Origin of the sequence: Arthrobacter sp. CAN_A6 (assembly GCF_015751715.1) — a bacterium.
In the GTDB taxonomy this organism is placed as follows: domain Bacteria; phylum Actinomycetota; class Actinomycetes; order Actinomycetales; family Micrococcaceae; genus Arthrobacter_D.
Genome location: NZ_JADOUV010000003.1, coordinates 411,670 through 438,521 on the forward strand (window position 1 = coordinate 411,670; position 26,852 = coordinate 438,521).

Annotated in this window: 27 protein-coding genes; 12 read left to right on the forward strand and 15 right to left on the reverse strand. The window is 66.8% G+C overall.

Annotated elements, in window-relative coordinates; translation table 11 throughout:
* Positions 1 to 27: 27 nt before the first annotated feature.
* From IWX75_RS08155 to IWX75_RS08170, 4 genes are all read right to left on the reverse strand, one after another.
* Positions 28 to 786: an ABC transporter ATP-binding protein gene (locus tag IWX75_RS08155; RefSeq protein ID WP_196821731.1), complete on the reverse strand. Its 759-nt coding sequence runs from the start codon at positions 784 to 786 to the stop codon at positions 28 to 30.
* The gene (locus tag IWX75_RS08160; protein WP_196821814.1) at positions 783 to 1,844 is read right to left on the reverse strand and encodes an ABC transporter ATP-binding protein; all 1,062 of its coding nucleotides are present in this window, start codon (positions 1,842 to 1,844) and stop codon (positions 783 to 785) included. The genes IWX75_RS08155 and IWX75_RS08160 overlap by 4 nt, the downstream gene beginning before the upstream one ends.
* 128 nt (positions 1,845 to 1,972) lie before the next feature.
* Entirely contained in the window at positions 1,973 to 2,953 is a 981-nt protein-coding gene (locus IWX75_RS08165) for a branched-chain amino acid ABC transporter permease (RefSeq protein WP_196821732.1), read from the reverse strand.
* An 8-nt stretch (positions 2,954 to 2,961) separates the two neighbouring features.
* Complete coding sequence (locus tag IWX75_RS08170) at positions 2,962 to 4,263, reverse strand: branched-chain amino acid ABC transporter permease (RefSeq protein WP_196821815.1); 1,302 nt, start codon at positions 4,261 to 4,263, stop codon at positions 2,962 to 2,964.
* 317 nt (positions 4,264 to 4,580) lie between these two features.
* On the opposite strand from IWX75_RS08170, the gene IWX75_RS08175 reads away from it, so the two are divergent.
* Entirely contained in the window at positions 4,581 to 5,435 is an 855-nt protein-coding gene (locus tag IWX75_RS08175; RefSeq protein ID WP_196821733.1) for a Bax inhibitor-1/YccA family protein, read from the forward strand.
* A gap of 395 nt (positions 5,436 to 5,830) precedes the next feature.
* Here the strand turns inward: IWX75_RS08175 and galK are convergent, their stop codons facing one another.
* Genes galK through IWX75_RS08190 form a run of 3 tightly spaced genes read right to left on the reverse strand, consistent with a single transcriptional unit; the run spans position 5,831 to position 8,984 of the window.
* Entirely contained in the window at positions 5,831 to 6,985 is a 1,155-nt protein-coding gene (gene galK, locus IWX75_RS08180) for a galactokinase (RefSeq protein ID WP_196821734.1), read from the reverse strand.
* Between the two features lie 8 nt (positions 6,986 to 6,993).
* Positions 6,994 to 8,163: a galactose-1-phosphate uridylyltransferase gene (gene galT / locus IWX75_RS08185; RefSeq protein ID WP_334684187.1), complete on the reverse strand. Its 1,170-nt coding sequence runs from the start codon at positions 8,161 to 8,163 to the stop codon at positions 6,994 to 6,996.
* Positions 8,160 to 8,984 (reverse strand): DeoR/GlpR family DNA-binding transcription regulator, encoded by an 825-nt coding sequence (locus IWX75_RS08190; RefSeq protein ID WP_196821735.1) that lies wholly within the window; start codon positions 8,982 to 8,984, stop codon positions 8,160 to 8,162. The genes galT and IWX75_RS08190 overlap by 4 nt, the downstream gene beginning before the upstream one ends.
* A gap of 105 nt (positions 8,985 to 9,089) precedes the next feature.
* Here IWX75_RS08190 and IWX75_RS08195 point away from each other — a divergent pair, with 105 nt between their 5' ends.
* Genes IWX75_RS08195 through IWX75_RS08210 form a run of 4 tightly spaced genes read left to right on the forward strand, consistent with a single transcriptional unit; the run spans position 9,090 to position 13,203 of the window.
* The gene (locus IWX75_RS08195) at positions 9,090 to 10,004 is read left to right on the forward strand and encodes an aldose 1-epimerase family protein (RefSeq protein ID WP_196821736.1); all 915 of its coding nucleotides are present in this window, start codon (positions 9,090 to 9,092) and stop codon (positions 10,002 to 10,004) included.
* 34 nt (positions 10,005 to 10,038) lie between these two features.
* Positions 10,039 to 11,340 carry an AI-2E family transporter gene (locus IWX75_RS08200; protein WP_334684188.1) on the forward strand — a complete coding sequence of 434 codons (1,302 nt, stop codon included), beginning with the start codon at positions 10,039 to 10,041 and terminating at the stop codon, positions 11,338 to 11,340.
* On the forward strand, positions 11,337 to 12,617 hold the full coding sequence (ilvA, locus tag IWX75_RS08205) for a threonine ammonia-lyase (RefSeq protein WP_334683633.1): 1,281 nt from the start codon (positions 11,337 to 11,339) through the stop codon (positions 12,615 to 12,617). Before IWX75_RS08200 ends, ilvA begins: the two co-directional genes overlap by 4 nt.
* A gap of 1 nt (position 12,618) precedes the next feature.
* Entirely contained in the window at positions 12,619 to 13,203 is a 585-nt protein-coding gene (locus tag IWX75_RS08210; protein ID WP_196821737.1) for a rhomboid family intramembrane serine protease, read from the forward strand.
* A 5-nt stretch (positions 13,204 to 13,208) separates the two neighbouring features.
* On the opposite strand, the gene greA is transcribed toward IWX75_RS08210, so the two are convergent.
* Both greA and IWX75_RS08220 read right to left on the reverse strand, forming a co-directional pair.
* Positions 13,209 to 13,700 carry a transcription elongation factor GreA gene (gene greA / locus IWX75_RS08215; RefSeq protein ID WP_196821738.1) on the reverse strand — a complete coding sequence of 164 codons (492 nt, stop codon included), beginning with the start codon at positions 13,698 to 13,700 and terminating at the stop codon, positions 13,209 to 13,211.
* 179 nt (positions 13,701 to 13,879) lie between these two features.
* Positions 13,880 to 14,314 carry a DUF4307 domain-containing protein gene (locus IWX75_RS08220; RefSeq protein ID WP_334684189.1) on the reverse strand — a complete coding sequence of 145 codons (435 nt, stop codon included), beginning with the start codon at positions 14,312 to 14,314 and terminating at the stop codon, positions 13,880 to 13,882.
* A gap of 81 nt (positions 14,315 to 14,395) precedes the next feature.
* Here IWX75_RS08220 and mca point away from each other — a divergent pair, with 81 nt between their 5' ends.
* Positions 14,396 to 15,319, forward strand: a complete 924-nt coding sequence (gene mca / locus IWX75_RS08225; protein ID WP_196821739.1) for a mycothiol conjugate amidase Mca — start codon at positions 14,396 to 14,398, stop codon at positions 15,317 to 15,319.
* 81 nt (positions 15,320 to 15,400) lie between these two features.
* Positions 15,401 to 15,802, forward strand: coding sequence for a hypothetical protein (locus IWX75_RS08230; protein ID WP_196821740.1), 402 nt, complete (start codon positions 15,401 to 15,403; stop codon positions 15,800 to 15,802).
* 101 nt (positions 15,803 to 15,903) lie between these two features.
* Here IWX75_RS08230 and trhA read toward each other — a convergent pair whose 3' ends face one another.
* A complete protein-coding gene (gene trhA, locus IWX75_RS08235) occupies positions 15,904 to 16,593 on the reverse strand; it encodes a PAQR family membrane homeostasis protein TrhA (RefSeq protein WP_334684202.1) in 690 nt (229 codons plus the stop codon).
* Positions 16,594 to 16,763: 170 nt separating this feature from the next.
* Between trhA and IWX75_RS08240 the strand changes: the two genes are divergently transcribed.
* From IWX75_RS08240 to IWX75_RS08255, 4 genes are all read left to right on the forward strand, one after another.
* The gene (locus tag IWX75_RS08240; RefSeq protein ID WP_196821742.1) at positions 16,764 to 17,531 is read left to right on the forward strand and encodes an isoprenyl transferase; all 768 of its coding nucleotides are present in this window, start codon (positions 16,764 to 16,766) and stop codon (positions 17,529 to 17,531) included.
* Positions 17,532 to 17,776: 245 nt separating this feature from the next.
* On the forward strand, positions 17,777 to 19,105 hold the full coding sequence (locus IWX75_RS08245) for a PhoH family protein (protein ID WP_334684190.1): 1,329 nt from the start codon (positions 17,777 to 17,779) through the stop codon (positions 19,103 to 19,105).
* 34 nt (positions 19,106 to 19,139) lie between these two features.
* The gene (locus IWX75_RS08250) at positions 19,140 to 19,646 is read left to right on the forward strand and encodes a prepilin peptidase (protein WP_196821744.1); all 507 of its coding nucleotides are present in this window, start codon (positions 19,140 to 19,142) and stop codon (positions 19,644 to 19,646) included.
* Between the two features lie 4 nt (positions 19,647 to 19,650).
* Positions 19,651 to 20,121 carry an NUDIX hydrolase gene (locus IWX75_RS08255; RefSeq protein ID WP_196821745.1) on the forward strand — a complete coding sequence of 157 codons (471 nt, stop codon included), beginning with the start codon at positions 19,651 to 19,653 and terminating at the stop codon, positions 20,119 to 20,121.
* A 148-nt stretch (positions 20,122 to 20,269) separates the two neighbouring features.
* Here IWX75_RS08255 and IWX75_RS08260 read toward each other — a convergent pair whose 3' ends face one another.
* Genes IWX75_RS08260 through IWX75_RS08270 form a run of 3 tightly spaced genes read right to left on the reverse strand, consistent with a single transcriptional unit; the run spans position 20,270 to position 23,119 of the window.
* The gene (locus tag IWX75_RS08260; protein ID WP_196821746.1) at positions 20,270 to 21,748 is read right to left on the reverse strand and encodes a class II fumarate hydratase; all 1,479 of its coding nucleotides are present in this window, start codon (positions 21,746 to 21,748) and stop codon (positions 20,270 to 20,272) included.
* Between the two features lie 22 nt (positions 21,749 to 21,770).
* Entirely contained in the window at positions 21,771 to 22,385 is a 615-nt protein-coding gene (locus tag IWX75_RS08265; protein ID WP_196821747.1) for a carbonic anhydrase, read from the reverse strand.
* 20 nt (positions 22,386 to 22,405) lie between these two features.
* Positions 22,406 to 23,119, reverse strand: a complete 714-nt coding sequence (locus tag IWX75_RS08270; RefSeq protein ID WP_334684191.1) for a DUF4245 domain-containing protein — start codon at positions 23,117 to 23,119, stop codon at positions 22,406 to 22,408.
* A gap of 162 nt (positions 23,120 to 23,281) precedes the next feature.
* Between IWX75_RS08270 and glpX the strand changes: the two genes are divergently transcribed.
* Complete coding sequence (gene glpX / locus IWX75_RS08275) at positions 23,282 to 24,331, forward strand: class II fructose-bisphosphatase (RefSeq protein WP_196821748.1); 1,050 nt, start codon at positions 23,282 to 23,284, stop codon at positions 24,329 to 24,331.
* A 200-nt stretch (positions 24,332 to 24,531) separates the two neighbouring features.
* Here the strand turns inward: glpX and IWX75_RS08280 are convergent, their stop codons facing one another.
* Both IWX75_RS08280 and manA read right to left on the reverse strand, forming a co-directional pair.
* Positions 24,532 to 25,551, reverse strand: a complete 1,020-nt coding sequence (locus tag IWX75_RS08280) for a lipid II:glycine glycyltransferase FemX (RefSeq protein ID WP_334684192.1) — start codon at positions 25,549 to 25,551, stop codon at positions 24,532 to 24,534.
* Positions 25,548 to 26,825 (reverse strand): mannose-6-phosphate isomerase, class I, encoded by a 1,278-nt coding sequence (gene manA / locus IWX75_RS08285; RefSeq protein WP_196821749.1) that lies wholly within the window; start codon positions 26,823 to 26,825, stop codon positions 25,548 to 25,550. The genes IWX75_RS08280 and manA overlap by 4 nt, the downstream gene beginning before the upstream one ends.
* Positions 26,826 to 26,852: the final 27 nt, after the last annotated feature.

The window sequence follows — 26,852 nt, forward strand, 5'->3', positions numbered from 1 at the left end:
GTCCTGCCGTGCGTGGGTATTATTGGTTCACGCGGTATCCGCGAGCGTGCCGAGGTACAGCTGGATCACCTTCGGGTCCTTCATCAGTTCACGGCCGGTGCCGGTGTAGGCATCCCTGCCCTGGTCCAGGACGTAGGCGCGGTCGCAGATCTGCAGGCAGCGTCGCGCATTCTGTTCGACCATGATCACCGACACCCCGGCCCGGTTGATCTCATGCACCCTCAGGAACGTCTCGTCCTGCTTGACGGGGGAGAGACCCGCCGAGGGCTCATCGAGGAGGAGCACTGCCGGCTCCATCATGAGCGCGCGGCCCATAGCGACCATCTGGCGCTCTCCGCCGGACAGGGACCCGGCGCGCTGCGCACGCCGCTTGCCCAGCTCGGGAAAGAGGCTGACGACGAACTCGAAGCGCTTCTTGAAGTCCTTCGGGCGCTGGTACATCCCCATTTCGAGGTTCTCCTCGATGGTGAGCGTCGAGAACACGTTGTTGTTCTGCGGCACGAAGCCGACGCCCTGCGTCACCAGCCGGTTGGCCTTCAATCCGGTGAGGTCCTGTCCGCGGACCACCACCTTTCCTGAGTGCACCTTCACCAGGCCGAACATCGCCTTCAGCAGCGTCGACTTTCCTGCGCCGTTGGGGCCGATGATGCCGATCAGCTCGCCCTTCCGCGCCTCGATGCTGCAGCCGTTGAGGATGTTCACCCCGGGAAGGTAGCCGGCCACCAGGTCGGTGACCTTGACCACTGAATCGGCGTCGTAATCGCTCGTGGTTGCTTCCCGGCTCATGGTTTCTTCCGATCAGTGTCAGTGTCAGTGTCATTGTCAGCAGGGTTGGGGTCAGCAGGCCCAGCGTCGGGATGGGCCTGCTGGGGGGTGGTGCTGTGGCCGTCCGAAAGGTTTCCCGTGCCGGACAGCTCGATGATCCGGTGCCCGAGGACGCCCTCCTCGTCGGTGCCGACCACGGACGCGTCGTCGAGTGCCAGTTCCTCTTCGAGGCGTTCGATGCCGGTGGAATCACCGAGGTCGACGTCGTGGTGGGCGCCCAGGTAGGCGTCGATCACGGCCTGGTCCTTCATCACGACATCCGGCGGGCCCTCAGCCACCACCTTGCCCTCGGCCATGACCACCACCCAGTCCGCGATGTGGCGGACCATGTGCATGTCGTGCTCGACGAACAGGACAGTCATGCCCTCGGCCTTGAGGTTCTTGATGTGGTCGAGCAGCGACTGCGTCAGTGCCGGGTTCACTCCTGCCATCGGCTCGTCGAGCATGACCAACCGTGGGCGCACCATGAGGGCGCGGGCCATCTCGAGCAGCTTGCGCTGACCGCCGGACAGCGACGCCGCGTAGTCGTCCTTCTTCTCGTCGAGCTTGAACTTGGCGAGCAGGACGTCGGCCTGCTCGGTGATCTCACGCTCACGCTTGCCCCAGATGTTCTTGAACAGTGCCTTCGCAAGGCTTTCGCCGGGCTGGCTCGCCGCACCCAGACGCATGTTCTCCATCACGGTGAGCTTGCCCATGACCTTGGTGAGCTGGAAGGTGCGCACCATGCCCATACGGGCCACCTTGTAGGACGGGACCTTGGCGAGCGGCTTGCCGTCGTACTCCCAGTCGCCGCTGTTCGGGACGTCGAAACCGGTGAGCAGGTTGAAGAGCGTCGTTTTTCCGGCACCGTTGGGGCCGATCAGGGCAGTGATCCTATGGCGCGGGATCTCGAGGTACTCGACGTCGACGGCGTTGATTCCGCCGAAGCTGCGGGTCACGTTCCTCGCGACGACGATAGGGTCGGTCTTCCGGCAGCCCGGTACCGCCTCCCCGGTGGCGATGGGGCTGGTGTCGCTCATGAAATCGTGCCCGGACCCGGATGCGGATGCGGTGTTCGACGTACCCGCTGCTGTCGCGCCGTGTGCGCCGTCGTCGGCCCGGTGGGCCGGGCCCTTCGGTGCGCCGGCGGAATCGTTGGGATTCTCGGTCATGCGAACGCCAGCTCCTTCTTGTTGCCCAGGACACCCTGAGGTCGAAACACCATGAGCAGCATCAGTGCCACGCCCACGAGGATGTAGCGCAGCTGGCCTGCCTGCACGTTCGAGAGGAAGGTGATGGCACCGACCTCGATGGCCCCGTAGAGGAGCCCCTGGGTCAGGGAGAGGACGACCCAGAAGATCATCGCCCCGATGACGGGTCCGAGCACTGTTGCCATGCCGCCGAGCAGGAGGCAGGTGTACAGGAAGAACGTCAGTTCCGTCGCGTAGTTGGCAGGCTGCACGGCGCCGCGGGGGAGGGTGAAGATGATGCCGGCGAGCGAGCCCAGGATGCCGCCGATCACGAGGGCCTGCATCTTGTAGGCGTAGACGTTCTTGCCGAGCGAGCGAACGGCGTTCTCGTCCTCGCGGATGCCCTTCAGTACACGGCCCCAGGGGCTGCGCATGAGGAGCCAGACGAGCAGGCAGGCGAGGATGACGACGCTCCAGCCGACGACACGGATCCACAGGTCGCGGCCGCTCATGGCGAGCGGGCCCACGTTGTAGCTGTCGTTGAGGAAGGGATTGAGATCGTAGAACCCGCCCTCGAACGCGGCAAGGCCGTTGGCCGAACCGGTGACGTTGGTGAGGCCGTTGGTGGTCACGATGTAGCGCACGATCTCCGCCGCCGCGATGGTGACGATCGCCAGGTAATCAGCCCTCAGCCGGAGCGTGGGGATTCCGAGCACGATGGCGAAGATGACCGATGCAAGGAGCGCCACCAGGACGGCGACGGGAAGGGGGGCATTGAACGTCAGGGTCGAGATGGCATAGCCGTACGCGCCGACCGCCATGAAGCCGGCCTGGCCGAAGTTCAGCAGGCCGGAATAGCCGAAGTGCACGGCGAGCCCCAGGGCTGCGAGTGCGTAGGCCGCCGTCGTCGGGCTGATCATTTCACCGAAGGCGTTGAGAAGTATGTTTCCGAAATCCATGGGAGCCCCTAACCTATGCGCTCTTTGCGGCCGAGGATACCCTGCGGCCGGAACAGGAGCACGAGAATCATAATGAGAAGCGCGCCGACATACTTGAGGTCGGCTTCGAGCCAGAGGGTCGAGATCTCGACGAACAGGCCCACGATGATGGAGCCGATCAGGGCGCCGAAGACGGTTCCCAGTCCACCGAGGACCACTCCGGCGAAGATCAGCAGGAGGATCTGCTGGCCCATGTTGTAGGAGACGCCGGGCCGGTAGTAGGCCCAGAGGATACCGCCGAGTGCGGCGAGCATTCCGCCGATCACCCAGACGATGCGGATCACGCGGTCGACGTCGATACCGGACGCCGCGGCGAGCGCGGGGTTGTCGGCGACGGCGCGGGTGGCCTTGCCGATGCGGGTGCGCAGGAGCAGGAAGGCGACGAGCAGGATCACCACGAGGCTGACGATCAGCGACGTCAGGTTGTTGCGGGAGATGGAGACCGAGCCGATGTCGATGATCGCGCTCTGTGATCCAGGCAGCTGCTGCGTCGCGCCGCCGAAGTTGAACTGGATGATGTAGCGCAGTGCCAGTGCCAGGCCGATGCTGACGATCATCATGGGAACCAGCCCGGTACCGCGCCGTCGGAGCGGCTTCCACAGGCCGGCGTCCTGCACGTAGCCCAGCAGCCCACCGCCCAGGACGGCGAGGAGAATGGCCACCGGAGCGGGCAGCCCCATGGCGGCGAACCCGAAGGTCAGGACGGCGCCCAGGGTCACCATCTCGCCGTGGGCGAAGTTGGTGAGGCCGGTGGTGCCGAAGATGAGGGAGAGGCCTACCGCGCTCAAGGCGAGGAGCAGGCCGAAGCTGAAGCCGGCAAGGGCCCGCTCGGCCAGCGTGGTCCAGATGCTCGTGGTCGTCGCCACGATGCCTTCGCCGAACAGGAACAGCGTGCTGGCGGTGGAGGTCCCCGCGAAGGTCACATCGCGCGGGTTTTCCTGCCCCTCGGCCAGGGCTATGCCCTCGGGAAGGGTGTCCTCGTCGATTGCCACCTCGTAGGTGCCCTGCTCGGGTACCCCGATGGTCCAGGATCCGTTGGCGCCTGAGGTCGCCTCGCCCTCGAAGCCGTTCCCGGTAGCGGTGACCGTGACGTCGGCGATGGGGCCGTCAACTCCGCGAAGGACGCCGCTGATGCGGTTCTCGAACTCCTGGGACTGGACGCTTGACGATACTGCTGCAGGCTGGATTGCCGGGACGGGCGGCTGGAACGCCTGCGCCGAGGGAGCGCTGAGGAGCACGGTGGCAAGGAAACCGAGCACAAGAAGCAGCATCCTCCCGATCCGTGCAGGCGTCGGTTGGGTAATCAAGATTGGAACCTCCACGGTCAAGGCTGGCCCGGCGATATACCGCCGGGCGTAGGAGCATGTGACCATAGTCACTGTGCGGTCGCTTCATGTTACTCGGACGATGTTTCGCCAGATGCCAAATAAGCCGTTCGAAGGTCGCGATTGGGTAACAACTGGGTTACTCAGGGCCCTGAGGAATTGACTTTCCCGCCCCGGTGGGTGGGGAACAAAAACGCTCGTTCCACGTTGATATTGGTAGAGTTTGTTTCAACGCTCGGCCCCCTATCGGAGGACAATACATAATGGCACTTGGCGGTAATCCGGTTTTCAACGGAAAGAACTTCCGTTCCGCTGCACGCGGCAACAATTCAGCGGCCTACGGTTCCACGATGCTGGCCGGCCAGACCGCGGCCAGCCAGCAGCAGCTGGAGCAGATGTACAACCAGCCGTCGGCTGGGCCCGCGCAGATGGGCCGCATGACGTTCGACGACGTCATCGTCAAGACCGTCCTCTGCATCGGTGTGGTGCTGCTCGGCGCTTCGGTGCCCGCGTTCTTCCTGCCGGGGCTCGCTGTTCCGCTCATGATCCTGGGCATGATCGGTGGCCTGATCCTCGGTCTCGTCAATTCGTTCAAGCGTGAACCGGTTCCGGCCCTGATCCTTGCTTATGCGGCGCTCGAAGGTCTGTTCGTCGGTGGACTCACCATGTTCCTCGAGGCCATGTACCCCGGTATCGCGCTCCAGGCCGTCCTCGGCACTGTCACCGTTTTCGCAGTGACCCTCGCCCTCTTCAAGAGCGGCAAGGTCCGTGCCACACCGAAGGCCATGAAGTTCTTCATGATCGCGATGATCAGCTACGCGGCCTTCTCGCTGATCAACCTCGGCCTGATGGTCTTCGGCGTCTCAGATAACGCTTGGGGACTCCGTGGAGCCGACATCCCGGGGACGAACATTCCCTTCGGTGTTGTCATCGGCATCTTCGCCATCGGCCTTGCTGCCTTCTCGCTGATCATCGACTTCACGTCGATCAGTGAGGGTGTCCGGAACGGCGCACCCCAGAAGTACTCCTGGACGGCTGCTTTCGGCCTGACGGTGACGCTGATCTGGCTCTACGTCGAGATCCTCCGCCTCCTCGCCATCCTGCGCGGCGACGAGTAGTTCCCGGTCCCTCGGGGCGGACTGACCTCCGGCGGCCGTTGCGGTATCCAGGGTTCCTGGATGTCGCAGCGGCCGCTTTCTCGTTGAAGGGAAGCGCCCGACGACCGCCGTCAAAATCGACAGACGCCTTCGATGACGACGAACGCGCCGGATGAAACCGGCGTGTTCGTCTGAAATCAGTGTGTTCGTCGTTGTCCGGCGCGCCGTGTGCTTCATGCAACCGGGCGCTGCAGGCGTTTGCCGTACCGGTTCTGCAGGTGCCGTCTCTTTCCGGGCCGATGCGGGTGATGCTGCCCAGCTTTCGGCGGCGAACCACCGTGTCGCGACGGAACACGCCGGATATGCCGGGGTCTGGCGCCACAAGCCGAACAGTTCGATCAGCCCGGCGGCAGGGGTCAGGCCACGCGTCCCGCTCCGGACGCCGGGAGTACCGGGAAAATCACCGGTGCGGTGAAGCCGGCGCTCGCGAAAGCGCGGGTGACGGCGTCGGCCACTGCCGCGGAATCCTCGAACCGCACCAGAGCAATCGCGGCCCCGCCGAATCCGCCTCCGGTCATCCGGGCGCCGAGAGCGCCTGCGGAGACCGCGGTGTCGACGGCGGTGTCCAGTTCTGCGGATGAAATCTCGAAATCGTCCCGCATGGAGGCGTGGCTCGTGTTCAGGAGCTGCCCCAGCGCGGCCGGCCCCTTGTCGGTAAGGACGTCCACGGCATCCTGCACCCGGGCGTTCTCGGTCACGATGTGGCGTACCCGCCGGAAGGTCTCCTCATCGAGAAGACCGGCGGCTTCCGCGAGATCGCGCACCGAGAGGTCCCTGAGCGCCGGGACCCCCATCAGTTCCGCCCCCAGTTCGCAGGAACGGCGCCGCGCGGCGTAGCCACCCGTGGAATGGGAGTGGCTGACGCGGGTGTCCATCACGAGAAGCTCCAGCCCTGAGCCTTCCAGGTCGAACGGGACGAGGCGGGACTCCCGGGATCGGCAGTCCAGGAACACCGCGTGCCCGGCCTCGCCCAGCAGTGATGCGGACTGGTCCATGATCCCGGTCGGCGCACCGACCATGTCGTTCTCGGCGAGCTGCCCGATGGCCACCAGCTCACTTCGGGACAGGTTCGCTTCGGAGAGGTCGTTGGCGGCCACTGCGACGGCACACTCGAGCGCCGCCGAGGAGGAAAGGCCCGCCCCGACGGGCACCGAGGAATCGATCAGGAGATCCAGGCCCGGGGACCTGTACCCCGAGCGCTCGATCGCCCACAGGACGCCCAGCGGATAGGCGGCCCATCCTTCGACCTTTCCAGGGGCGAGGGTATCGAGGTCGGCCTGGACGACGTCGTCCGGGGCGAAGGTCGAGCAGACCCGCACGGTGCGGTCGGAGCGGGAGCGCGCAGCCACTGCCGTGGAGTGGTTGATGGCGAAGGGGAGGACGAAGCCGTCGTTGTAGTCCGTGTGTTCACCGATCAGGTTGACGCGGCCGGGCGCAGACCAGATGCCTGCCGGCTCGTCGCCGAAGCGCTCGGTGAACGCTGCGGCGAGTTCGGATGCTGGAAGGTTCATGGAAGGTCCTAACGGGAGGTTGCCGGTGTGGCGTTGCGCAGTCGATCCGCAACCAGTTCGGGCGTGGTGTCGTTGATGAAAGCGCCCATGGCGGCTTCGGAGCCGGCAAGGAACTTGAGCTTGTCCTCTGCCCGCCGCGGCGACGTGAGCTGCAGGTGCAGGTAGCTCGCGGGACGCAGCCGGGCGTCGAGGGGTGCCTGCTGCCATGCGGCGATGTAGGGGGTGGGGGTGGAGTAGAGCGCGTCGACGCGTCCCAGGAGGTCGAGATACACCACGGTGAGTTCGTCCCGCTCCGCCGGGGTGAGGGCAGCGATGTCCGGAACCTGCCGGTGCGGTACGAGGTGTACCTCGAGCGGCCAGCGCGCCGCGAAGGGAACGAAGGCACTGAAGTGCTTTCCCTCGATCACCATGCGCTCGCCGGATTCGCGCTCGGCGTCCAGGGCCGACCCCAAAAGGGTCCTGGTGCCGCGGGCGGCATCGTGGAAGGCCACTGCCTGTTCGCCCATCACCGCTGCCCGCGGAGGGATGAACGGGTAGGCGTAGATCTGCCCGTGCGGGTGGAGGAGTGTGACGCCGATGTCCTGGCCCCGATTCTCGAAGCAGAACACCTGCCGAATGCCGTCCATCGCCGACAGTGCCTCGGTGCGGTGGGCCCAGGCATCGATCACGGTGCGCGCACGCTCCGGTGACAGGGAACCGAAGGAGCCCTCGTGGGAGGAGTCGAAGGCCACCACTTCGCACCTGCCGAACGCCGTCGTCGTCGTCCCCCAGGCGGCGTCCCCCGGCAGGGACCCGAGGTCCGGCCCGAAGGAGGAGAAGCGGTTCTCGAACACCACTACCTCGTAGTCCGAGGCTGGAATCTCGGAGGAGTTCGCCTCCGTGGTGGGGCACAGCGGGCACTGGTCAGCAGGGGGGAGATGCGTGCGGGTCTGGCGGTGGGCTGCGACGGCGATCCATTCGCCGGTCAATGCGTCGTAGCGCGCGGTGCCGGCGCCGCCCCTGGGCGGGAGCCCTCGCCGGTCCGCAGTGGCGGCGGTGTCGCGGTGCAGCGCGGCCGAAGCCTCCGATGCGTCGAAGTAGATCAGCTCCCGCCCGTCGGAGAGCGTGGTGGGAGTGACGTGGGTCCCGGGGCGGTTCCGGGAACGGGTCGGGTGCGGTGCATCGGGTGGCTGGGTCACGGGGAATCTTTCTCGCTGGACTGGTCGATGGGGTGCAGGCCGGGCTCTGTGGGGGGAGACGTGATGGCAGTTCGCGCCGCATAGCGCGGGTCGGGGGAGCTGTCGGTGATGATGCCCGCAACGGCGTCGAGCCCGGTGATGCGCGCCAGGCTGACGACGTCGAACTTGGTGGAGTCCGCCAGGATGAGCAACTGGCCGCACTGCTCCGCGAAGGACTGGTTGGTGGAGGCTTCGGCAAGATTCGGTGTGGTGATGCCGGCCTTCACGTCGACGCCGTGTGCCCCCATGAAGCACAGGTCCGCGTGGAGTCCCCGAATAGCAGCTGTTGCGAGCGGCCCCACGAGGGCTTCCGACGGCGAGCGCTCGCCGCCCGTCAGCAGCACCTGCTGGCGGGGTGCCGGTCCCGGGGAATCCGACGACGGCCGCAGGCGGTGCAGTTCTTCGGCGAAGGGAAGCGAGTTGGTGATCACCGTGAGGTCCGCGACCCGCACCAGGTGCCGCGCGAGTTCGAACGTGGTGGTGCCCCCGGTGACGGCGATGGTCATACCCGGCAGCACCAGCGCGGCGGCTGCTGTGGCGATGGCGCGCTTCGCGGCGCCCTGCCTCCCGCTGTTGACGGAGAACCCTGCTTCGGCGGCGCTGAGGCGCCGCGTTGCTCCTCCATGGACGCGTTGCAGCGAGCCCGCTGCAACGAGTACATCGATATCGCGCCTCACGGTCATCTCCGATACGCCGAGCCGGAGGCTGAGGTCGCTGACGCGGACGGCCGGCCGCATCTCCAGTTCACCGAGAATCGCGGCGTGACGTTCGGCTGCCAACACGAGCGTCACCTTCTCCCATAACCGCACTAAATCAAACAAAATATAACAATATCCTACCCGGTCGTTCCTGAACACCCCGGCATTCGGACAGGTAGCATCGGCTTTATGACTGCCGTTTCCGTTCCCGCGTCGGGAACCAACTACACCCTCACCGCAGGTGCGGCCACCGCCGTCGTCGCCTCGCTCGCCGGCGCGCTGCGCTCCTATCGTGTGAACGAAATCCATCTCACCGAGACCTGGGCGGATTCCGCGATCCCTCCCGGTGGTGCCGGAATCCTCCTCGCCCCGTGGGCCAACCGCGTGGACGGCGGCGTCTGGCAGTTGCACGGCGAGGAACAGCGTCTGGACATCACCGAGCCGGGCAAGGGCAACGCGACCCACGGGCTGCTCCGCAACACCGGTTACCAGGCCGTAGCGGTCTCCGGAAGCTCGGTGCGGCTGCAGGCCGAGATCTTTCCCCAGCACGGCTACCCGTTCCACCTCCTGCACACCGCGGAGTATTCCCTCAGCGAGGAGGGACTGACCGTGACGCAGTCGCTCGAGAACCTTTCGGAGACGGCCGCACCCTTCGCGCTGGGTGCCCACCCCTACCTGAAGATCTCCGACGTGCCCACCGAGGACCTGACGCTGACGCTGCAGGCCGACTTCCGTTTCGAGACGAACGAGCGCTCGATTCCCACGGGAAAGGTCCCGGTTTCCGGACAGTTCGACCTCCGCCGAGGGCAGCGGATCGGCGACGTCGAGTTCGATGCAGCATTCTGCGGCCTGGCACTGAGCGGCGGCAGGCATGTGCACGTGCTTTCAGCTCCGGACGGGCGGTCGGTGGCCCTGTGGGGTGATGCGTCGTTCTCCTTCGCGCACGTATACGTGAGCACCATCTACCCCGGCGTCGCCAAGGCGATCGCCGTCGAGCCGATGACTGCACCGGCCGATGCGTTCAACTCGGGAGAGGGGCTGCGGTGGCTGGAACCGGCGGGCAGGTTCACTGCGCAGTGGGGTATCGAGCCGCGTCTCGAATAGTCCTGCGAGGGTGCTTGTGTGGAAAGATTGGCCCATGCCGCGACTTTCTGGAGGACGACCCAGGCGTGCCCTGCAGCGCGCCATCTCCCAGCGTGTCGCAGCGATGAGCGATCCGGTTCCACCGGTGCCCGCAGGCCTCGTGCGGGGGGCCGTGCGGGTCCCGGCGCTGGATCCGGCCGGAACCGGTGCCAGTCTCCGAACGTCCTCCAGGCCCGGACGGGACGACGTTCCCTATGCCCTCAGGGTGGCTGCCTCCTGGTCGTGGCGACTCGGTATCGTCTTCGTGGTGGTCGGCGTCCTGGTCTGGCTCCTCGGCCGGGTCTCCCTCCTCGTCATACCGCTGATGATCGCGGGCCTCCTCGCCTCGTTGCTGACACCGGTGACCGACGCGCTACGCCGTCGCGTCGGCAACGGATCCGCCGTCGCACTCACCGTGGTGGGGTTCCTCGTCCTGGTGGGCCTCGCGCTCTCCTTCGTCGGTCAGCAATTCGCCGTGGGTTTCAACGGTCTCTGGGCGGAAGCCCGGACCGGCACGGAGCAGGCGCTCACGTGGTTGTCGCAGGGCCCCCTGCAGCTGACGGCGACGCAGATCAACCAGTACCTGCAGGACGTCGGCGACGCGCTCCAGAACAACAGCGGCTCGATCGTGAGCGGGGCGCTGTCCTTCGGCACCAACGCGGGACAGTTCGCCGCGGGGGTGCTGCTCACCCTGTTCGCGCTGATTTTCTTCCTGGCCGACGGCGCCCGCATCTGGCGCTTCGTCGCCGGCCTGGCGCCGGCCCGCGCGCGCGCGGCCGTGGACGGTGCAGGGCGGCGGGGCTGGAGCTCGATGGCGAGCTACGTCCGGATCCAGATGCTCGTGGCGTTCGTCGACGCCGTGGGGATCGGCGTCGGAGCCGCGATCATCGGAGTGCCGCTTGCGCTGCCGCTGAGCGTGCTGGTGTTCCTCGGCTCGTTCATCCCGATCGTGGGAGCCCTCGCCACAGGTTCGGTCGCAGTGCTCCTCGCCCTCGTGGCCAACGGCTGGGTCAATGCACTGATCATGCTGGCCATCGTGCTGGTGGTGCAGCAGGTGGAGGGGCACATCCTCCAGCCCCTGATCATGGGGCCGGCAGTTGCCCTCCACCCCCTCGCCGTGGTGCTGGCGGTAGCCGGGGGCACGCTTGTGGCAGGCATCCCGGGCGCCCTTTTCTCGGTACCACTGCTCGCCGTGGCCAATACCGTCATCCGGTATATAGCCCACCGGGCCTGGGAGTACGACCCTGCGCTCACACCCCCGGGTACGTCAGGCGCCAGCCTGTCCCCCCACACCCTCCAGGAAGAGATGACAACGTGACCGAGCAAACCGCCCTCGCCGACAAGGCGGCGCTACCGCACCTGCCCGTCACCCTCGACGACGTCAAGGCCGCACAGGCGCTGCTGGACGGTGTGATCGCCCATACCCCTATCGAGGAGTCGAGGGCGCTGGGTCGGTTGATCGGCGCCAATGTCTCCTTCAAATGCGAGAACCTCCAGCGCGCGGGCTCCTTCAAGGTGCGGGGTGCCTACACCCGGATGGCGAAACTCTCCGAGGCGGAGCGCAAGCGCGGCGTCGTGGCTGCCTCCGCCGGAAACCACGCGCAGGGCGTCGCCGTCGCGGCCAGCCGCCTCGGCATCCAGGCGCGGATCTACATGCCGCTCGGTGTGGCGCTGCCCAAACTCGCCGCGACCCGCGGACATGGAGCCGAAGTGGTGCTGTTCGGCCACAACGTCGACGAGGCGCTGGCCGAAGCGAAGCGGTACTCCGACGAGACCGGGGCAGTCTTCGTGCATCCCTTCGACAACGTGGATGTGGTGGCGGGCCAGGGGACCATCGGACTGGAAATCCTCGAACAGGTGCCCGACGTCGACACCATCCTCATGGGGGTGGGAGGCGGTGGGCTGCTGGCCGGAGTGGCTGTCGCGGTGAAGGCCAGGGCACGCGAACTCGGCAGGACCATCCGGATCATCGGCGTGCAGGCAGAGAACGCCGCGGCGTACCCGCCGTCGCTCGCTGCCGACGCCCTGGTGCCGCTCACCAAGGTATCGACCATCGCCGACGGCATTGCCGTCGGCCGCCCGGGCCAGCTTCCGTTCTCGATCATTCGGGAGCTCGTCGACGACGTCGTGACGGTGAGCGAGGATTCCCTGGCGCGCGCACTCATCTTCCTGCTCGAGCGCTCCAAGATGGTGGTGGAGCCGGCGGGCGCCGTGGGTGTCGCGGCACTGCTCGACGGAAAGCTCACCGAGGACGGCGCGCTGCCGGGCAACACCGTGGTCATCCTCTCGGGCGGGAACATCGACCCGATGCTCATGCTCAAGGTGATCCAGCGCGGACTGGCAGCAGCAGGTCGCTACCTGGTGGTCCGCATGCTGCTGGACGACCGCCCGGGCTCCCTGGCCACGATCTCGCGAATCATCGCCGAGTCCGACGCCAACGTCACGGGCGTGGACCACACGAGGGTGGGCGGGTCGATCAGCATGGGCGACGTCGCGATCACCATCAACATGGAGACCAAGGGCGACGAACACTGTGAGCAGGTCCTGAGCAACCTTCGCGCTGAGGGCTTCCAGCCCGTTGTCATCCAGGGCTGACATGCTGGCACACCGGGCACGGACGGGCCTGCTCGCGGTAGGCATGCTGGTGGCGGTCCTCTGGGCCGTCTTCTTCGTCAACCTGCTGACCGGCCACGTGTTGACCGGTCACCTCGCCATTGAACCGCGGCGTGTTCGCGGGCTGGATGGAATTCTCTTCGCGCCGCTGCTGCACGGCGGCCTGCCGCACCTGATCAGCAATTCCCTGCCGTTGCTGGTGCTCGGTTTCCTGACATTCCTTGACGGACTCCGACGCTTCGTCGTGGCACTGGGAACCAGCTGGCTCGTTTCAGGGCTCGGCGTGTGGATCCTCGGCGGCGGACTGACCATCGGCGCCTCCGGGGTGGTCTTCGGTCTCTTCACCTACCTGATCGCCCGCGGTTTCTACAACCGGAACGTGCTCCAGATCCTGCTTGCAGGGGTGGTGTTCCTTGCCTACGGCTCGATCCTGTGGGGCGTGCTCCCGGTCTTCGGCTCCAACATCTCCTGGCAGGCACACCTCTTCGGTGCGATCGGAGGGGTTACCGCCGCCCTGATCCTGAAAAGGCGGCCTGCCCCTTCCGGGACAGACCGCCTTCTCCGCTGACGCGCCTACCCGAGGTAGGGCGTCGCTGAGATGATCTCCACTGTGATGTTCTTGCCGTTGGGCGCCGTGTACACCACTGTGTCGCCGGCCTTCTTGCCCTGGATGGCGGCCCCGAGCGGGGACTTCTCGCTGTAGACGTCGATATTGGCATCTCCAGCCACTTCGCGACTGCCGAGCAGGAAGGACTCCACGTCACCGGCAATACTGGCCTGCACCATCATCCCGGGTTCCACGATGCCGTTGTCCTCGGGAGCTTCACCGACATGGGCGCTGTCGAGGAGGGCAGTGAGCTGGCGGATCCGGGCCTCGGACTTGCCCTGTTCCTCCTTGGCAGCGTGGTAGCCGCCGTTCTCCTTGAGGTCGCCCTCGGATCGTGCCTGCTCGATACGCGCGACGATCTCGGTGCGGCCGGGGCCTGAGAGGTGCTCGAGTTCGGCCTTGAGCCGGTTGAAGGACTCCTGCGTGAGCCAGGCAACGGGTGCGCTGTTTGTGGACACGGGACATCTCCTTAGGTTTGTCCGGCACCGCGGAATGCGGTCCGGCACACAAGCAAACACCCCACCTCATTGCTACCGTGCGGGGACGGTTCGCCGTTGAGACGGGGCAGGACGTATCCCTCTATTCTAGTTCGGGTGCAGAGAATACCCAAGATGGGGTGTACTGCGCTCCGGGACGGTCAGTCGGTGACCAGCCAGCACGCGTTCACTCCGCCCGAAACCCCGGGGGAGTCGGTGCGCAGTTCGGCGCGGTGGGCCGTGGTCTGGCCATTGTTGACGCCGTCGGTCTCCGCATTGGGGCCGATGGTGACCACTTTCCAGCCCACCACCGCGTAATTCTCGCTCAGTACCTGGACGGCGCATTCCGCAGCGGCATCCGCGGGTTTGGTGAGTTCGAAGTCGACGCTGGCGCGCAGGTCGCCCGAGATGCTGAACCCGACATCCTTCGACGAGATGCGGGGATTACCGCTGGTCAGTGCGAAAACAGCGACGGCGGCGACGCATGCCAGAAGCACGGTGACCACCAGGAGGCGGAAGGGCCGAGCCGGTTTGACCGGCTTGGGGGGACCGTAGCGATTGGCTACTCTTGGGGTAGGCGTGTACGCGGAACTCACCTCCGCTATTTTACCGTCGATCCACGGACTCCAGTGACCTCTGTGGAACCACCAGCCGAATACACCTCCCAGGAGCCCTCGTTGCCCAGCACGGATTCCCCGACCGCGTCCTCCAGCGGCTTCCGACTACTCGCAGTCCATGCGCACCCCGACGACGAGTCGAGCAAGGGATCCGCGACGATGGCGAGGTACGCAGCGGCCGGAACGGCCGTGATGGTGGCCACCTGCACCGGCGGGGAGCGTGGTGACGTCCTGAATCAGGCCATGAGCGGGGACGCACATGCCCGCCGGGATCTCGCAGGGCTCCGAAGGATCGAGATGGCCGGTGCCGTCGCAGCGCTCGGGGTCCAGCAGAGGTGGCTCGGGTTCGTCGACTCGGGACTGCCGGAGGGGGATCCGCTGCCGGACCTGCCGTTCGGCTGCTTCGCCCTGCAGCCCCTCGAGCGCGCCGCCGCGCCCCTGGTGAAGCTCGTCCGAGAATTCCGCCCGCACGTGATCCTCAGCTATGACGAGAACGGTGGCTACCCGCACCCCGATCACATCATGGCGCACCGGGTGACGGTCGAGGCGTACGAGGCCGCCGGCGATCCCGACCGCTATCCCGGTACGGGTGAGGCGTGGCAGGTGGACAAGCTCTACTACGACCGCGCGTTCAACCCCGAGCGCTTCCGTGCCCTGCACTTCGCGCTCGAGGAGGCCGGGTTGCAGTCGCCCTATGCGGAGCGGATAGCCCAGTGGCTCGAAGCCGATCCCGAAGGCCACCAGCCGCCGGTTCCAACGCATGCCACGACCACGCAGATCGAGTGCAGCGAGTTCTTCGCCAACCGCGAGCAGGCCCTGCTGGCACACCGCACGCAGATCGATCCGACCGGGTTCTTCTTCGCCGTCACCCTTGACCTCCAGCGGAAGGTCTGGCCCTGGGAGGACTACTCGCTCATTTCCTCGCGCGTGGGGACGTCCCTGCCCGAGGATGATTTCTTCGCCGGCATCGCCGACGCGCGCTAGTTCTCTCCGGCAGTTCCGTCCAACGTAGAATCGACAGGAACGGGCCGCCCGCCCGCAGCTCTTCCCGAAAGTGGTGCACCTGTGCTTTTCCCGCTGACCCTGGCCGCAGCGACGGCTCCCTCCGACGAACCGGCATTGCGGGAGGGTCTGGACCCCGCCTCGGTGACGCCGGGCACGCTCGGGTTCCTCGCAACGCTGTTCGTGGTGATCGGGGTGTTCTTCCTGATCCGCGACATGACCAAGCGCATCCGCCGCGTGCGGTACAACTCGATGGTCGAGGACGCGCGGCTGCAGGATGCGGGAGCCCCGGATTCGACGGACGACGACGGCGGTCGCGGCAGCGGAAGTGGCGGAGGCCCTTCCGCCCGGCGGAGTCCGGACTCTCCAATAGGCCCCGGTCAGGGCACGCACCCGGCCTCCGGCGCCCCGCAGCAGGACACCCGCCCGGTTCCCGACGGCAAGCACGGCCCGGACGCCCGGTAACCACGCCGGGCAGGCTTGACGCCAGGCAGGCTTCTCGCCAGGCAGGCCACGCCGGGCTGGGTCCGCGCCGGTGACAGGCAGCCGCAGGTTCCCTGCCGGCCTCAGGTTCCCTGTACGGGGTTCAGGACGGCCATCACGATCGCGATGTAGTGTGCCGCGAAAGCCGCAACGGTGAAGGCGTGGAAGAGTTCGTGGAACCCGAAGACGAGCGGACTGAAGTTGGGTCTCTTGATGCCGTAGAACACGGCCCCCGCAATGTAGAGGGCGCCCCCCACGCAGATCAGGATCGCTGCGGGGATGCTCGCCGCAAAAAAATCGGGCAGGTAGAACAAAGCGGCCAGCCCGAGGGCCACATAGATCGGCACGTACAGCCACCGGGGGGCCGAGACCCAGAGATTGCGGAAGAGGACGCCCGCAATCGCCCCGCTCCAGATGATCCACAGCAGCAGAGTCGCCTTGTCCCGCTCGAGCAGGGCCCAGGCGAGCGGGGTGTAGGAGCCCGCGATCACCAGCATGATGTTGGTGTGGTCGAGGCGCTTGAGGACCACCCGGGTCCTCGATTTCCAGTTGCCCCGGTGGTAGACAGCACTGACACCGAACAGCAGTGCACCGGTCAGGGCGTAGATGGTGGAGGCCACCTTGAGGCCGGTGGTGGGGGCAAGCGCGATGAGCACAATTCCGGCGGCGACGGCGAGGGGCGCGGTGCCCGCGTGGATCCAGCCCCGCAGGGCGGGCTTGCTCTCGAGGACCTCCTCGGTCTTTTCGACGACGTTCTTCCCTGAACTTCCCATAACCGCACCGGCACCCGTGCCGGGTTCGGGCTGGTGCGACGGCGGAAGCGCGGAGGATCGCGAGGTCATGAAAAAATTCTAACCCAGCAGCCAGCAGGTTACCCGGAGGTAACAACGCCCGCGGGAGTCCCTTTCCAAAATCCCCGGGCACAGCCGGTACCTTAGGAGGGGTGACGTGGAAATTTCCCGAGTTCCTCTACAGCTACTACGAGCGCAGGCTCCAGCGCTCGCTGTCCCCTGAACGGATTCCGCACCACATCGGCGTGATGGTGGACGGCAACCGGCGCTGGGCCAGGCTTGCGGGGGCCCCCACGAGCCACGGGCATCAGGCGGGAGCCGACAAGATCCACGAGTTCCTCGGCTGGTGCGAGGAACTCGGCGTCGACGTCGTCACCCTCTACATGCTGTCCACCGACAACATGGGGCGCCCTCCCGAGGAGGTGGAGCAGCTGCTCGACATCATCGCGAACACGCTCGACCGGCTCGGCGAGAGCAACCGCGTGCGTGTCCAGCCGGTGGGAGCGCTGGACCTCCTGCCGGACAACCTTGCGGGGAAGCTCACGGCGCTCGCCGGGCAGACGGAAGGCATCGACGGACTTCACGTGAACGTGGCGCTCGGGTACGGTGGGCGGCGCGAGATCGTGGACGCGGTGAAGGAGTTGATGCTCGACTCGGCGAAGGCGGGAAAGTCGCTCGAGGAACTCGCCGGGGAACTGACGGACCAGCACATCTCGGCGTTCCTCTATACCCGCGGGCAGCAGGACCCGGACCTCGTGATCCGCACCTCCGGGGAGCAGCGCCTTTCGGGTTTCCTCATGTGGCAGAGCGCGTACAGCGAGTTCTACTTCTGCGAAGCGCTGTGGCCCGATTTCCGGCGCGTGGACTTCCTGCGGGCATTGCGGGATTACGGTCGGCGGCAACGACGCTTCGGCTCCTGAGGGCATTCCCGGCCCGTCCTCGCACTCATTCCCCGACACGCAGGAGCACATCTGCAAAGTCCGGGGGGACAGCGTATTGTCGGTCCATCAGCCGGTGTCAATGCCGGTAATGGGGAGGCCATCGATGACGCCGACCGTGCTCACCAGCACGTCGATTCCTTCGGGGAAGCCATGCCCGGCGTCGAGGCCGAACCGCCCCACACCCCTACTAGTTCGGGGTGACCGTGCCCCGGAGTGGAGTTTCCGTGGCTGCTACTGATCTCACCCCGTCTGCGCGAAGCAGGGGAAACCGCACCTATGTGATCGACACCTCCGTGCTGTTGTCCGATCCGCGGGCCGTCCTGCGGTTCGCCGAGCACGAGGTGATCCTTCCCGTCGTCGTCATTTCCGAACTCGAGGGCAAGAGGCACGATCCCGAGCTGGGGTACTTCGCCCGGAAGGCGCTGCGGCTCCTCGACGACCTGAGGGTGGAGCACGGCGGACTGGACCGGGCCATCCCCCTGGGAGAGGAGGGCGGGACGCTGCGGGTCGAGCTGAACCATGTGTCGCCCGAAGTGCTCCCGGTGGGCTTCCGCAGTGGGGACAACGATTCGAGGATTCTCGCCGTGGCGCAGTACCTCGCCGGAGAGGGCCGCGACGTGACCGTGGTGTCCAAGGACCTGCCGATGCGCGTCAAGGCCTCGGCCATGGGCCTGCAGGCGGACGAATACCGCAGCGAGTTCGTGAGGGACTCCGGCTGGACCGGCGTGATGGAGCTGAAGGTTTCCGTCGAGGAGGTCAACGCGCTGTACGAGCACCAGCCGGTCCTCAATGCCGCCGCCGCGGAGCAGCCGATCAACACCGGACTCATCCTGCTGTCGCCGCGCGGCTCCGCCCTCGGCCGGGTGGGTGCCGACAAGCAGGTCCGGCTGGTACGCGGGGACAGGGACGTGTTCGGTCTGCACGGGCGGTCCGCCGAACAGCGTCTGGCCATCGACCTGCTGCTCGATAAGGAAGTGGGCATCGTCTCCCTCGGTGGCAGGGCAGGAACGGGGAAGTCGGCGCTGGCGCTGTGCGCCGGACTCGAGGCGGTGCTGGAGAGGCGGGAGCACCGCAAGGTGGTGGTATTCCGCCCCCTCTACGCGGTGGGTGGCCAGGAGCTCGGTTATCTGCCGGGCAGCGAGAACGAGAAGATGAATCCCTGGGCGCAGGCCGTCTTCGACACGCTGGGTGCGCTGGTCTCGACCGAAGTGGTGGAGGAGGTGATGGACCGGGGCATGCTCGAGGTCCTGCCGCTGACCCATATCCGCGGGAGGAGCCTGCACGACTCGTTCGTGATCGTCGATGAGGCACAGTCACTCGAGAAGAATGTCCTCCTGACCGTGATGAGCCGGATCGGGCAGAACTCGAAGATCGTGCTGACCCACGATATCGCCCAGCGCGACAACCTGCGCGTCGGCAGGCACGACGGAGTCGCGGCCGTGGTGGAAATCCTCAAGGGCCACCCGCTGTTCGGCCACGTCACCCTCACACGGTCGGAGCGCTCGCCGATCGCCGCCCTCGTGACGGAACTCCTCGAGGGCACCGACATGTGACGCCCGGCACCGGAGTGTCCAGTACGGTGGGACGGTGATCAGCGCGCTGGCGGGTTACCGGGGCGATGCCCCGGCTTCGTTCCTCCTCCTGGCCGCGGCGCTGACGGGTTTCGTGGCCGTAGGTGTGCGGTTGAGTATCATCGATGCCCGGACGCACCGCCTGCCGAACCGGATCATCCTCCCGTGCTATCCGACCGCCGCGGCGCTTCTCGCCGGAGCGGCCCTGATGGCCGGGGAACCGCACCGGGTGGTGTCCATGGCGGGCGGCGCCGCCGTCCTCTGGGTCGCCTACCTCGCCCTGCACCTGGTGCCTGCCGCAGGCCTGGGGTTCGGGGACGTGAAGCTCGGCGGGCTGCTGGGGCTGTACCTCGGTTTCGTCGGATGGCCGCTGGTGATGGCAGGCGCTGCCGCCGGTTTCGTTCTCGGCGGGCTGTGGAGCCTCCTGCTGGTTTCGGGGCGGCGGGCAGGCTGGCACGCGTCGGTCCCTTTCGGTCCGTTCCTGATCGGCGGTGCGGCGATCGCCCTGGCTGCCCTAGGGTGAGTTAATGCCCACACCCCAGTTCGTCCTCGACCTCCGGGAAAAAATCGGCTCCGCGCCCCTCTGGCTCCCCGGAGCCGGTGCGGTGGTCTATGACGACGCCGGACGCGTGCTGCTCGGCAAGCGGGCTGATACCGGCCAGTGGACCATCATCACCGGCATGGTGGAGCCGGGTGAAGAGCCGGCGGTCGGGCTCAGGCGCGAGGTCCTGGAGGAGACGGGGGTGGAGGTCGAGGTCGAAGTGCTCCTCGGCATCGGCGTCGTGGGGCCCGTCACCTTCCCCAACGGCGACGTGGTGACGTTCCTCAACCACGATTTCCGCTGCCGCTTCGTCAGCGGTGAGGCGAGAGTCAACGACGACGAATCCAGCGACGTCAGGTGGTTCCCGCTCGATGAACTACCGCCCCTCAACGCACGGCACCTCGAGCTGGTGATCACTGCCTCCACTGCTGACGGCATCCCGCACTTCATACGCTGACGCGCTGTGGCGGGCGCGTACCGGCGTTCGGCCAGGATGAATCGGCACGTGCCAGCGATGAGGCGACGGACGCACCGGCATCGATCGGTGCGTCCGTCGTTTCGGCGCGGCTGTCCAGGAGGAGGCGCGGCGGTGCAGCGCTGTCGAGCTACGCCTGGGGAGGACGCGTCATCGATAGCACGTCGAGTGCCGAATCCAACTGCTCCTCGGTCAGCTCCCCACGCTCCACGAAACCGAGGGCGACGACGGCCTCGCGGACGGTGAGCCCCTCGGCCACTGCCTTCTTCGCGATCTTCGCCGCGTTCTCGTAGCCGATGTACTTGTTGAGCGGGGTGACGATGGAGGGGGACGCCTCCGCAAGGAACCGTGCGCGTTCCACGTTGGCCGTGATGCCGTCGATCATGCGGTCCGCCGAGACGCGGGTGGAGGTACTCAGCAGCCGGATGGACTCGAGGACATTCCTTGCGATTACCGGAATTCCCACATTGAGCTCGAAGGCACCGTTGGTCCCGGACCACGCCACCGTGGCGTCGTTGCCGACCACCTGCGCGCACACCATGAGAACTGCCTCGGCGATCACGGGGTTCACCTTCCCGGGCATGATCGAGGACCCGGGCTGCAGGTCGGGAAGGGCGATCTCGCCGAGGCCGGTGTTGGGGCCGGATCCAAGCCAGCGCAGGTCGTTGTGGATCTTGGTCAGTGACACGGCGATGGTGCGAAGCATGCCCGAGACCTCGACCAGCGAGTCGCGGTTCGCCTGGGCCTCGAAGTGGTCGCGGGCCTCGGTCAGCGGCAGTCCGGTGTCCGCGGCGAGCAGTTCGATGACGCGCGCAGAGAACCCTGCCGGGGTGTTGATCCCGGTTCCGACGGCAGTGCCGCCAAGGGGCACTTCAGCGACGCGGGGGAGTGAGGCTTCGATGCGCTCGATGCCGTAGCGCACCTGTGCCGCATATCCGCCGAACTCCTGGCCGAGGGTCACCGGGGTGGCGTCCATGAGGTGCGTGCGGCCGGACTTCACGACGGTGGCGAACTCCTCCGCCTTGCGCTCGAGCGCCTCGGCGAGGTGCGCGAGGGCGGGAATGAGATCGTTGGTCAGGGCTGACGTCGCCGCCACGTGCACGGACGTGGGAAAGACGTCGTTGGATGACTGTGAGGCGTTGACGTGGTCATTCGGGTGAACCGTCGTCGCGCTGCCGGCAGTCTCGAGGGCGCGGCTCGCGAGGGTCGCGATGACCTCGTTCGCGTTCATGTTCGAGGACGTCCCGGAACCGGTCTGGTAGATGTCCACGGGGAAGTCGCCGTCGTACCTGCCGTTGGCGACGTCCTCCGCAGCAGCCTCGATGGCTCGGGCACGCTCCTCGTCGAGCACTCCCAGTTCCGCGTTGGCCGTCGCGGCGGCCTTCTTGATCCGGGCCAGCGCCTCGATGTGGGAACGTTCCAGGGTGGTGCCGGAGATGGGGAAGTTTTCGACGGCACGCTGGGTCTGCGCCCGGTACAGCGCATTCACCGGGACACGCACTTCCCCCATGGTGTCGTGCTCGATCCGGTACTCGGTCTCCTGGGAGGTCGAAGCGGAATCGACGGCGGGGGAAATGGAATTCGAGGCTGATGCAGGCGTTGGAGTCATTCGCCAATTCTCGCCTCCGGAGCTACAGTGCGCCAAATCCCGAAACAAGCACCGCCTTACCCTCGTCGAGGCGGTAGGAAACCCCGACGACGGCGGCCGAGCCGCGCTCCACGGCGTCGGAAATGACGCGGGAACTGTCCACCAGTCGCTTCGAGGTCTGCTTGGTATGTTCGATGGCCGTTGCATTGACGTCGAGGATGCCCGAGCGGCGCGCCGTCAGGACGGACGGAGTGATGCGCTCAACGAGGTCCCGCAGGAAACCGACGGGCATGTCTCCGGTTTCCACGGCGTCCATGGTGGCGGAGACGGCGCCGCAGTTGTCGTGCCCGAGGATCACGATCAGCGGGACATTCAGCACGCTGACGCTGTATTCGAGCGAACCGAGGACGGCGTCGTCGATGACCTGCCCGGCGGTACGGACCACGAACACGTCACCGAGGCCGAGGTCGAAGATGATCTCGGCCGCGAGGCGCGAATCCGAGCAGCCGAAGATGACGGCGAACGGGTTCTGGTCATTGACCAGCGACGTCCGGCGGGAGGCATCCTGGTTCGGGTGCGATGCGTTGGCGGCCACGAACCGGGCGTTGCCCTCACGCAGCCGCAGCCAGGCCTGGGCGGGAGTCAGTTGCTTCTTCACGCACTCACTCTATCGGCGGATCACGGGGCTTCCGCAGTTGATGACGTCCGCACGGCTTCCGCCGCGGCATTGTCCTCGATCTTCTCCAGCGTCGCCCCGCCCAGCACGTCGAACTCGGCGAGCTCGGCTTCCCCGTCCAGGATGATGGTCTTCCCCTGGAATTCGGTGGTGAGCGCCGTGTCCCCGTCCGGACTGTCCAGCAGCTCCCACTCCACCCCGTTGATGACCCGCGTTCCCGACACCTGCGCCTTGTCGAGCCGTTGGGATATCCACGTGGGGTTGGCCTGGTCGGTCTGGGTCAGCTGGATGAAACCCCGGTTCGCGCTCAGGTAGCCGACTTCCCAGTAGTTGACGCCGTCGCCGGCTCCGCCGGTCCAGCGGGCGAAGTTGGAGGTCCATCCCTCGGGAAGCTCGGGCGCGGCCGGAAGATAGCCGGCGTCGCCCGCTGACTGCCGGGCCACCATCTCCACGTTGACGTCCCGCTGGTAGGTTTCGGCGGTGTAGGTGGGGTTGAGGAAGTAGACGGGAAGAACGACGGCCAGAGTCACCCCGATGGCGATGAGCATGCCGATCACCGTGGAATTGGCCCGCTTCGCCTGCGCCGGTGTGAGCACCGGCCGGACGGCCGGCTCGCCGCTCGGGGAGGTTGCACCGTCCCCGGAAACTGCTTCGTCGTCGCTGCCGGTTCTGCTGTCCCGGTCCTGGCCGCCCCGTGCCCGCTCCTGATCATCCACGCCTCCATTTTCCCCTACGGCGGGCGGGCGGCCTAACGGACAAAGCCCGCCGGCCGGGAAGTGTGTCCAACGGCACGGAGGTCGGAGGAGTACGCCAGCACTAGAATAGGGTGCGGGGACCCTGCTTCGGCTCCCCGCCAAGCACCACCACGAACTTCGACGATGAGGATTGACGTGTCCCAAAACCCCGAGAACGCCCGGTATTCAACACTTTCGCCAGCCCTTGCCGTGGGAGATGACGAGCCGGACCGCAACCTGGCACTCGAACTGGTCCGGGTGACGGAGGCCGCGGCCATCGCGGGTGGCCACTGGGTGGGCTTCGGGGACAAGAACCTGGCCGACGGCGCCGCGGTCGACGCCATGCGGTCGCTGCTCTCCACCGTCCACTTCAACGGAATCGTGGTGATCGGCGAAGGCGAGAAGGATGAAGCGCCCATGCTGTTCAACGGTGAACGGGTCGGCGACGGAAGCGGCCCGGAGTGCGACGTCGCCGTCGATCCGATCGACGGAACACGCCTGACCGCCCTGGGCATCAACAACGCGCTCGCCGTCCTGGCGGTCGCCGAGCGCGGTACCATGTTCGACCCGTCAGCGGTGTTCTACATGGAGAAGCTCGTCACCGGCCCTGAAGCAGCCGACATGGTGGACCTCCGCCTGCCCGTCAAGCAGAACCTGCACCTCATTGCGAAGGCGAAGAACCGCAAGGTCAGCCAGCTCAATGTGATGATCCTCGACCGCGACCGCCACAAGCCGCTGGTCGACGAGATCCGCGCGGCCGGTGCACGCACCAAATTCATCATGGACGGCGATGTCGCCGGCGCCATCGCCGCGGCCCGTGAGGGCACCGACGTCGATGCGCTCATGGGTATCGGCGGAACACCCGAGGGCATCGTTGCCGCCTGTGCGATCAAATCCCTCGGCGGAGTGATCCAGGGCCGGCTGTGGCCCACGAGCGATGACGAGAAGCAGAAAGCGCTCGACGCCGGCCACGACCTGGACCGCGTGCTCTCCACCAACGACCTCGTCACGAGTGACAACTGCTACTTCGCCGCGACGGGAATCACCGACGGCGACCTTCTCCGCGGGGTGCGCTACAGCAAGGACAAGGTCCTCACGCAGTCCATCGTGATGCGCTCCAAGTCGGGAACCATTCGCGTGGTGGACGGCGAGCACCAGGCCCACAAGTGGGAGACCTACGCGCGCCTGCGGTGATCCACGGACCGCACGTTCGGCCGGCCGTTCGTTCGGCCGGCCCCGCGGCAGCTGCATACCGCACACGTCGTGACCCGCCGGCAGCTGCATACCGCACACATCGTGACCCGGCCGCAGCGGAGCACGGCACACGTCGCGACCCGGCAGCAGCGGAGCACGGCACACGTCGCGACCCGGCACCGCCGGATCGGGTCGCGTGTTCAGCGCGGGCGTCGGGTGATGATGCGCGCTGCGGTGGCGGCCGTGGCCCGCGCGTAGCGGACGGCCGGGACCACCGCCTCCCGCAGGCCGCGGGCCATCGAGTACGCGCGGTACATGAGCGCGTTGACCGGCAGGTCCCAGGAGCCCGGGTACTCTACTTCGTATCCGCCGAAGGAGCGTTTGAAGCGAGAGAAACCGGCCCACGGATGTTCGGGCTGGTCGTCGGCGGAGACACCCCACAGGTCGAATCGGGTTCTGCCGGTGGCCTTGGCGTCCATCATCATGGTCACCACGAGCGGTATTCCCGCGTTGAGGCTGCGATGGGCCGCGTCGGCTGCCGCGTGGGCATAGACCCTGGTGGTGTCGGTGTCGTAGGAGAGCGCCGCAGCAATCGGTTCCCCGTCCAGCCGTGCGATGAACAGCTTCGCGCTGCCCGCGGGCATGAGGGTCTGTGCTGCGCGTGCCAGGTAGTCGTCGGACTGGGCGCGGAACGCCGCACGCTCGGACACCGTGTGAAGGAACGCGAGCAGTACCGAAATCTCTGCCGGATCCGTGGAGATGTCGAAGGTGACACCTTTTTTCCCGATGTTGCGGTAGAGCCCCCGGCTGGTGCTGCGCATTCCGCCGAGGACCGCCTTCTCATCCTGGCTGAGGTCCACCAGCCAGGTCAGCTTCGGCTGCACGTCGGCGGGAGCCTTGACGAGTCCGAGCCCCTCCAGGGCCGAGTCTGGGTGCGGCCCGAGATCGGTATTGACCGGTTCTACCCGGACATAGTGGGCGTGCTCAGTAGCGGCCAGGGCGGCTAGGGCGTCGAGTGAGCGGCGCAACCCCGCTGTGTCCGCGGCTGCTGGTCCGAACGGCACGTAGAGGAAACTGCCGAGCGGAGTCTTCTCCTTGATCGCCAGGAACGAGAATCCGTCGCCGCTGCCGGTGAAGACTCTCTTGCCCAGGGCGCGCTGGAAGTCCGCCCACGCGGGGGACTGGAGGATCGAGGGTTCCTTCAGTCGTTCCGCGCTCACCGGCGGACACCTTCGGTGCCGGAAGGCGTCCCGCAGGTTACCGCGAACAGGACCGCGGGGGAGCCGGCGCCCTGCACGGGGTGGACCAGGACCGGCTGCTCGATATCGGGAAGGAAGCCGGACTGTCCGCGCTCCAGGGAGAGGTCCGACTTCGGCGAATCAAGCCTGACGCTCCCCGAGACCACGAGGACCACCGCGGGACCGTTCTGGGCAAGCGGCACGGGGTCGCCGCCGTGGTGGACGACGATCCGCTGGAGCTGGAATTCCTCGTAGGGGGGAAGGTACAGCTCCTGGTCGAGGAGGTTCGTGGCGGCCGGAACCGAGGGCAACGCTAGTGGTTCGAAGATAACGGTCCGCAGCAGTTCCGGGACGTCCACGTGCTTGCTTGTCAGGCCGCCGCGGAGCACGTTGTCCGAGGAGGCCATCACCTCGATCGCGAGGCCGCTGAGGTAAGCGTGGATGTGTCCCGCGGGAAGGTGGATGACGTCGCCGGGCTGGAGCGACACGCGGTTGAGGAGCAGGGCCACCAGCACGCCGGCGTCGCCGGGGTACTGGGATCCCAGTTCGGCCACCGTGGCTGCGGCATCGGTGAAATACCCGGCGAAATCCCTGTCGATCGGTTCGATTTCCCGCGGGAATGCAACGGCCGCCTCGACTGCGGCGACGATGCCGACGCCCGCCGACAGCAGCGCTTCGAAAGCGTTGCGGAGCGCGGCCGGAGCACCGGACCCGAGGTCGGTGGCAACGGTACCGAGCAGCCCGGCTTCCTCGGACCCTGGTTCGCAGAGACCCGCGAGGAACCCGAAGACCGCAGCGGATTCCTCGAGGGGCCGGAACCCGCAGAGCGCGTCGAAGCGTGTCAGCGCGAAAAGCATCTCCGGCTTATGGCTGCGGTCCTTGTAGTTCCGGTGCGCGGCGTCGACCGGTACACCGGCGGCCTCTTCGGCGTCGTAGCCCGCTGCAGCCTGTTCCAGGCTCGGATGAACCTGCAGCGACAGCGCTGACTCCGCGGCGAGCACCTTCAGGAGGAAGGGCAACCGGTCACCGGAGCGGCTCCCGGCGCCGCCGAGAGCTGCCCGGGAATCCGCTGCGATCAGCTGGTCCAGCGGGGTGCGCGTCCCGTCGGGGAGCATCGCCACCGAGGGTGATGCGGGGTGTGCACCGATCCACAGCTCCGCCTCCGGACTTCCTGACGGCTCCCGCCCGAGAAGGTCGGCTATCGCGGTCACCGACCCCCAGGCGTAGGGGCGCAGCGGGTTGTCCAACAGGTACATAGATGCTGTTCCTTCGGTGGGGCCGGA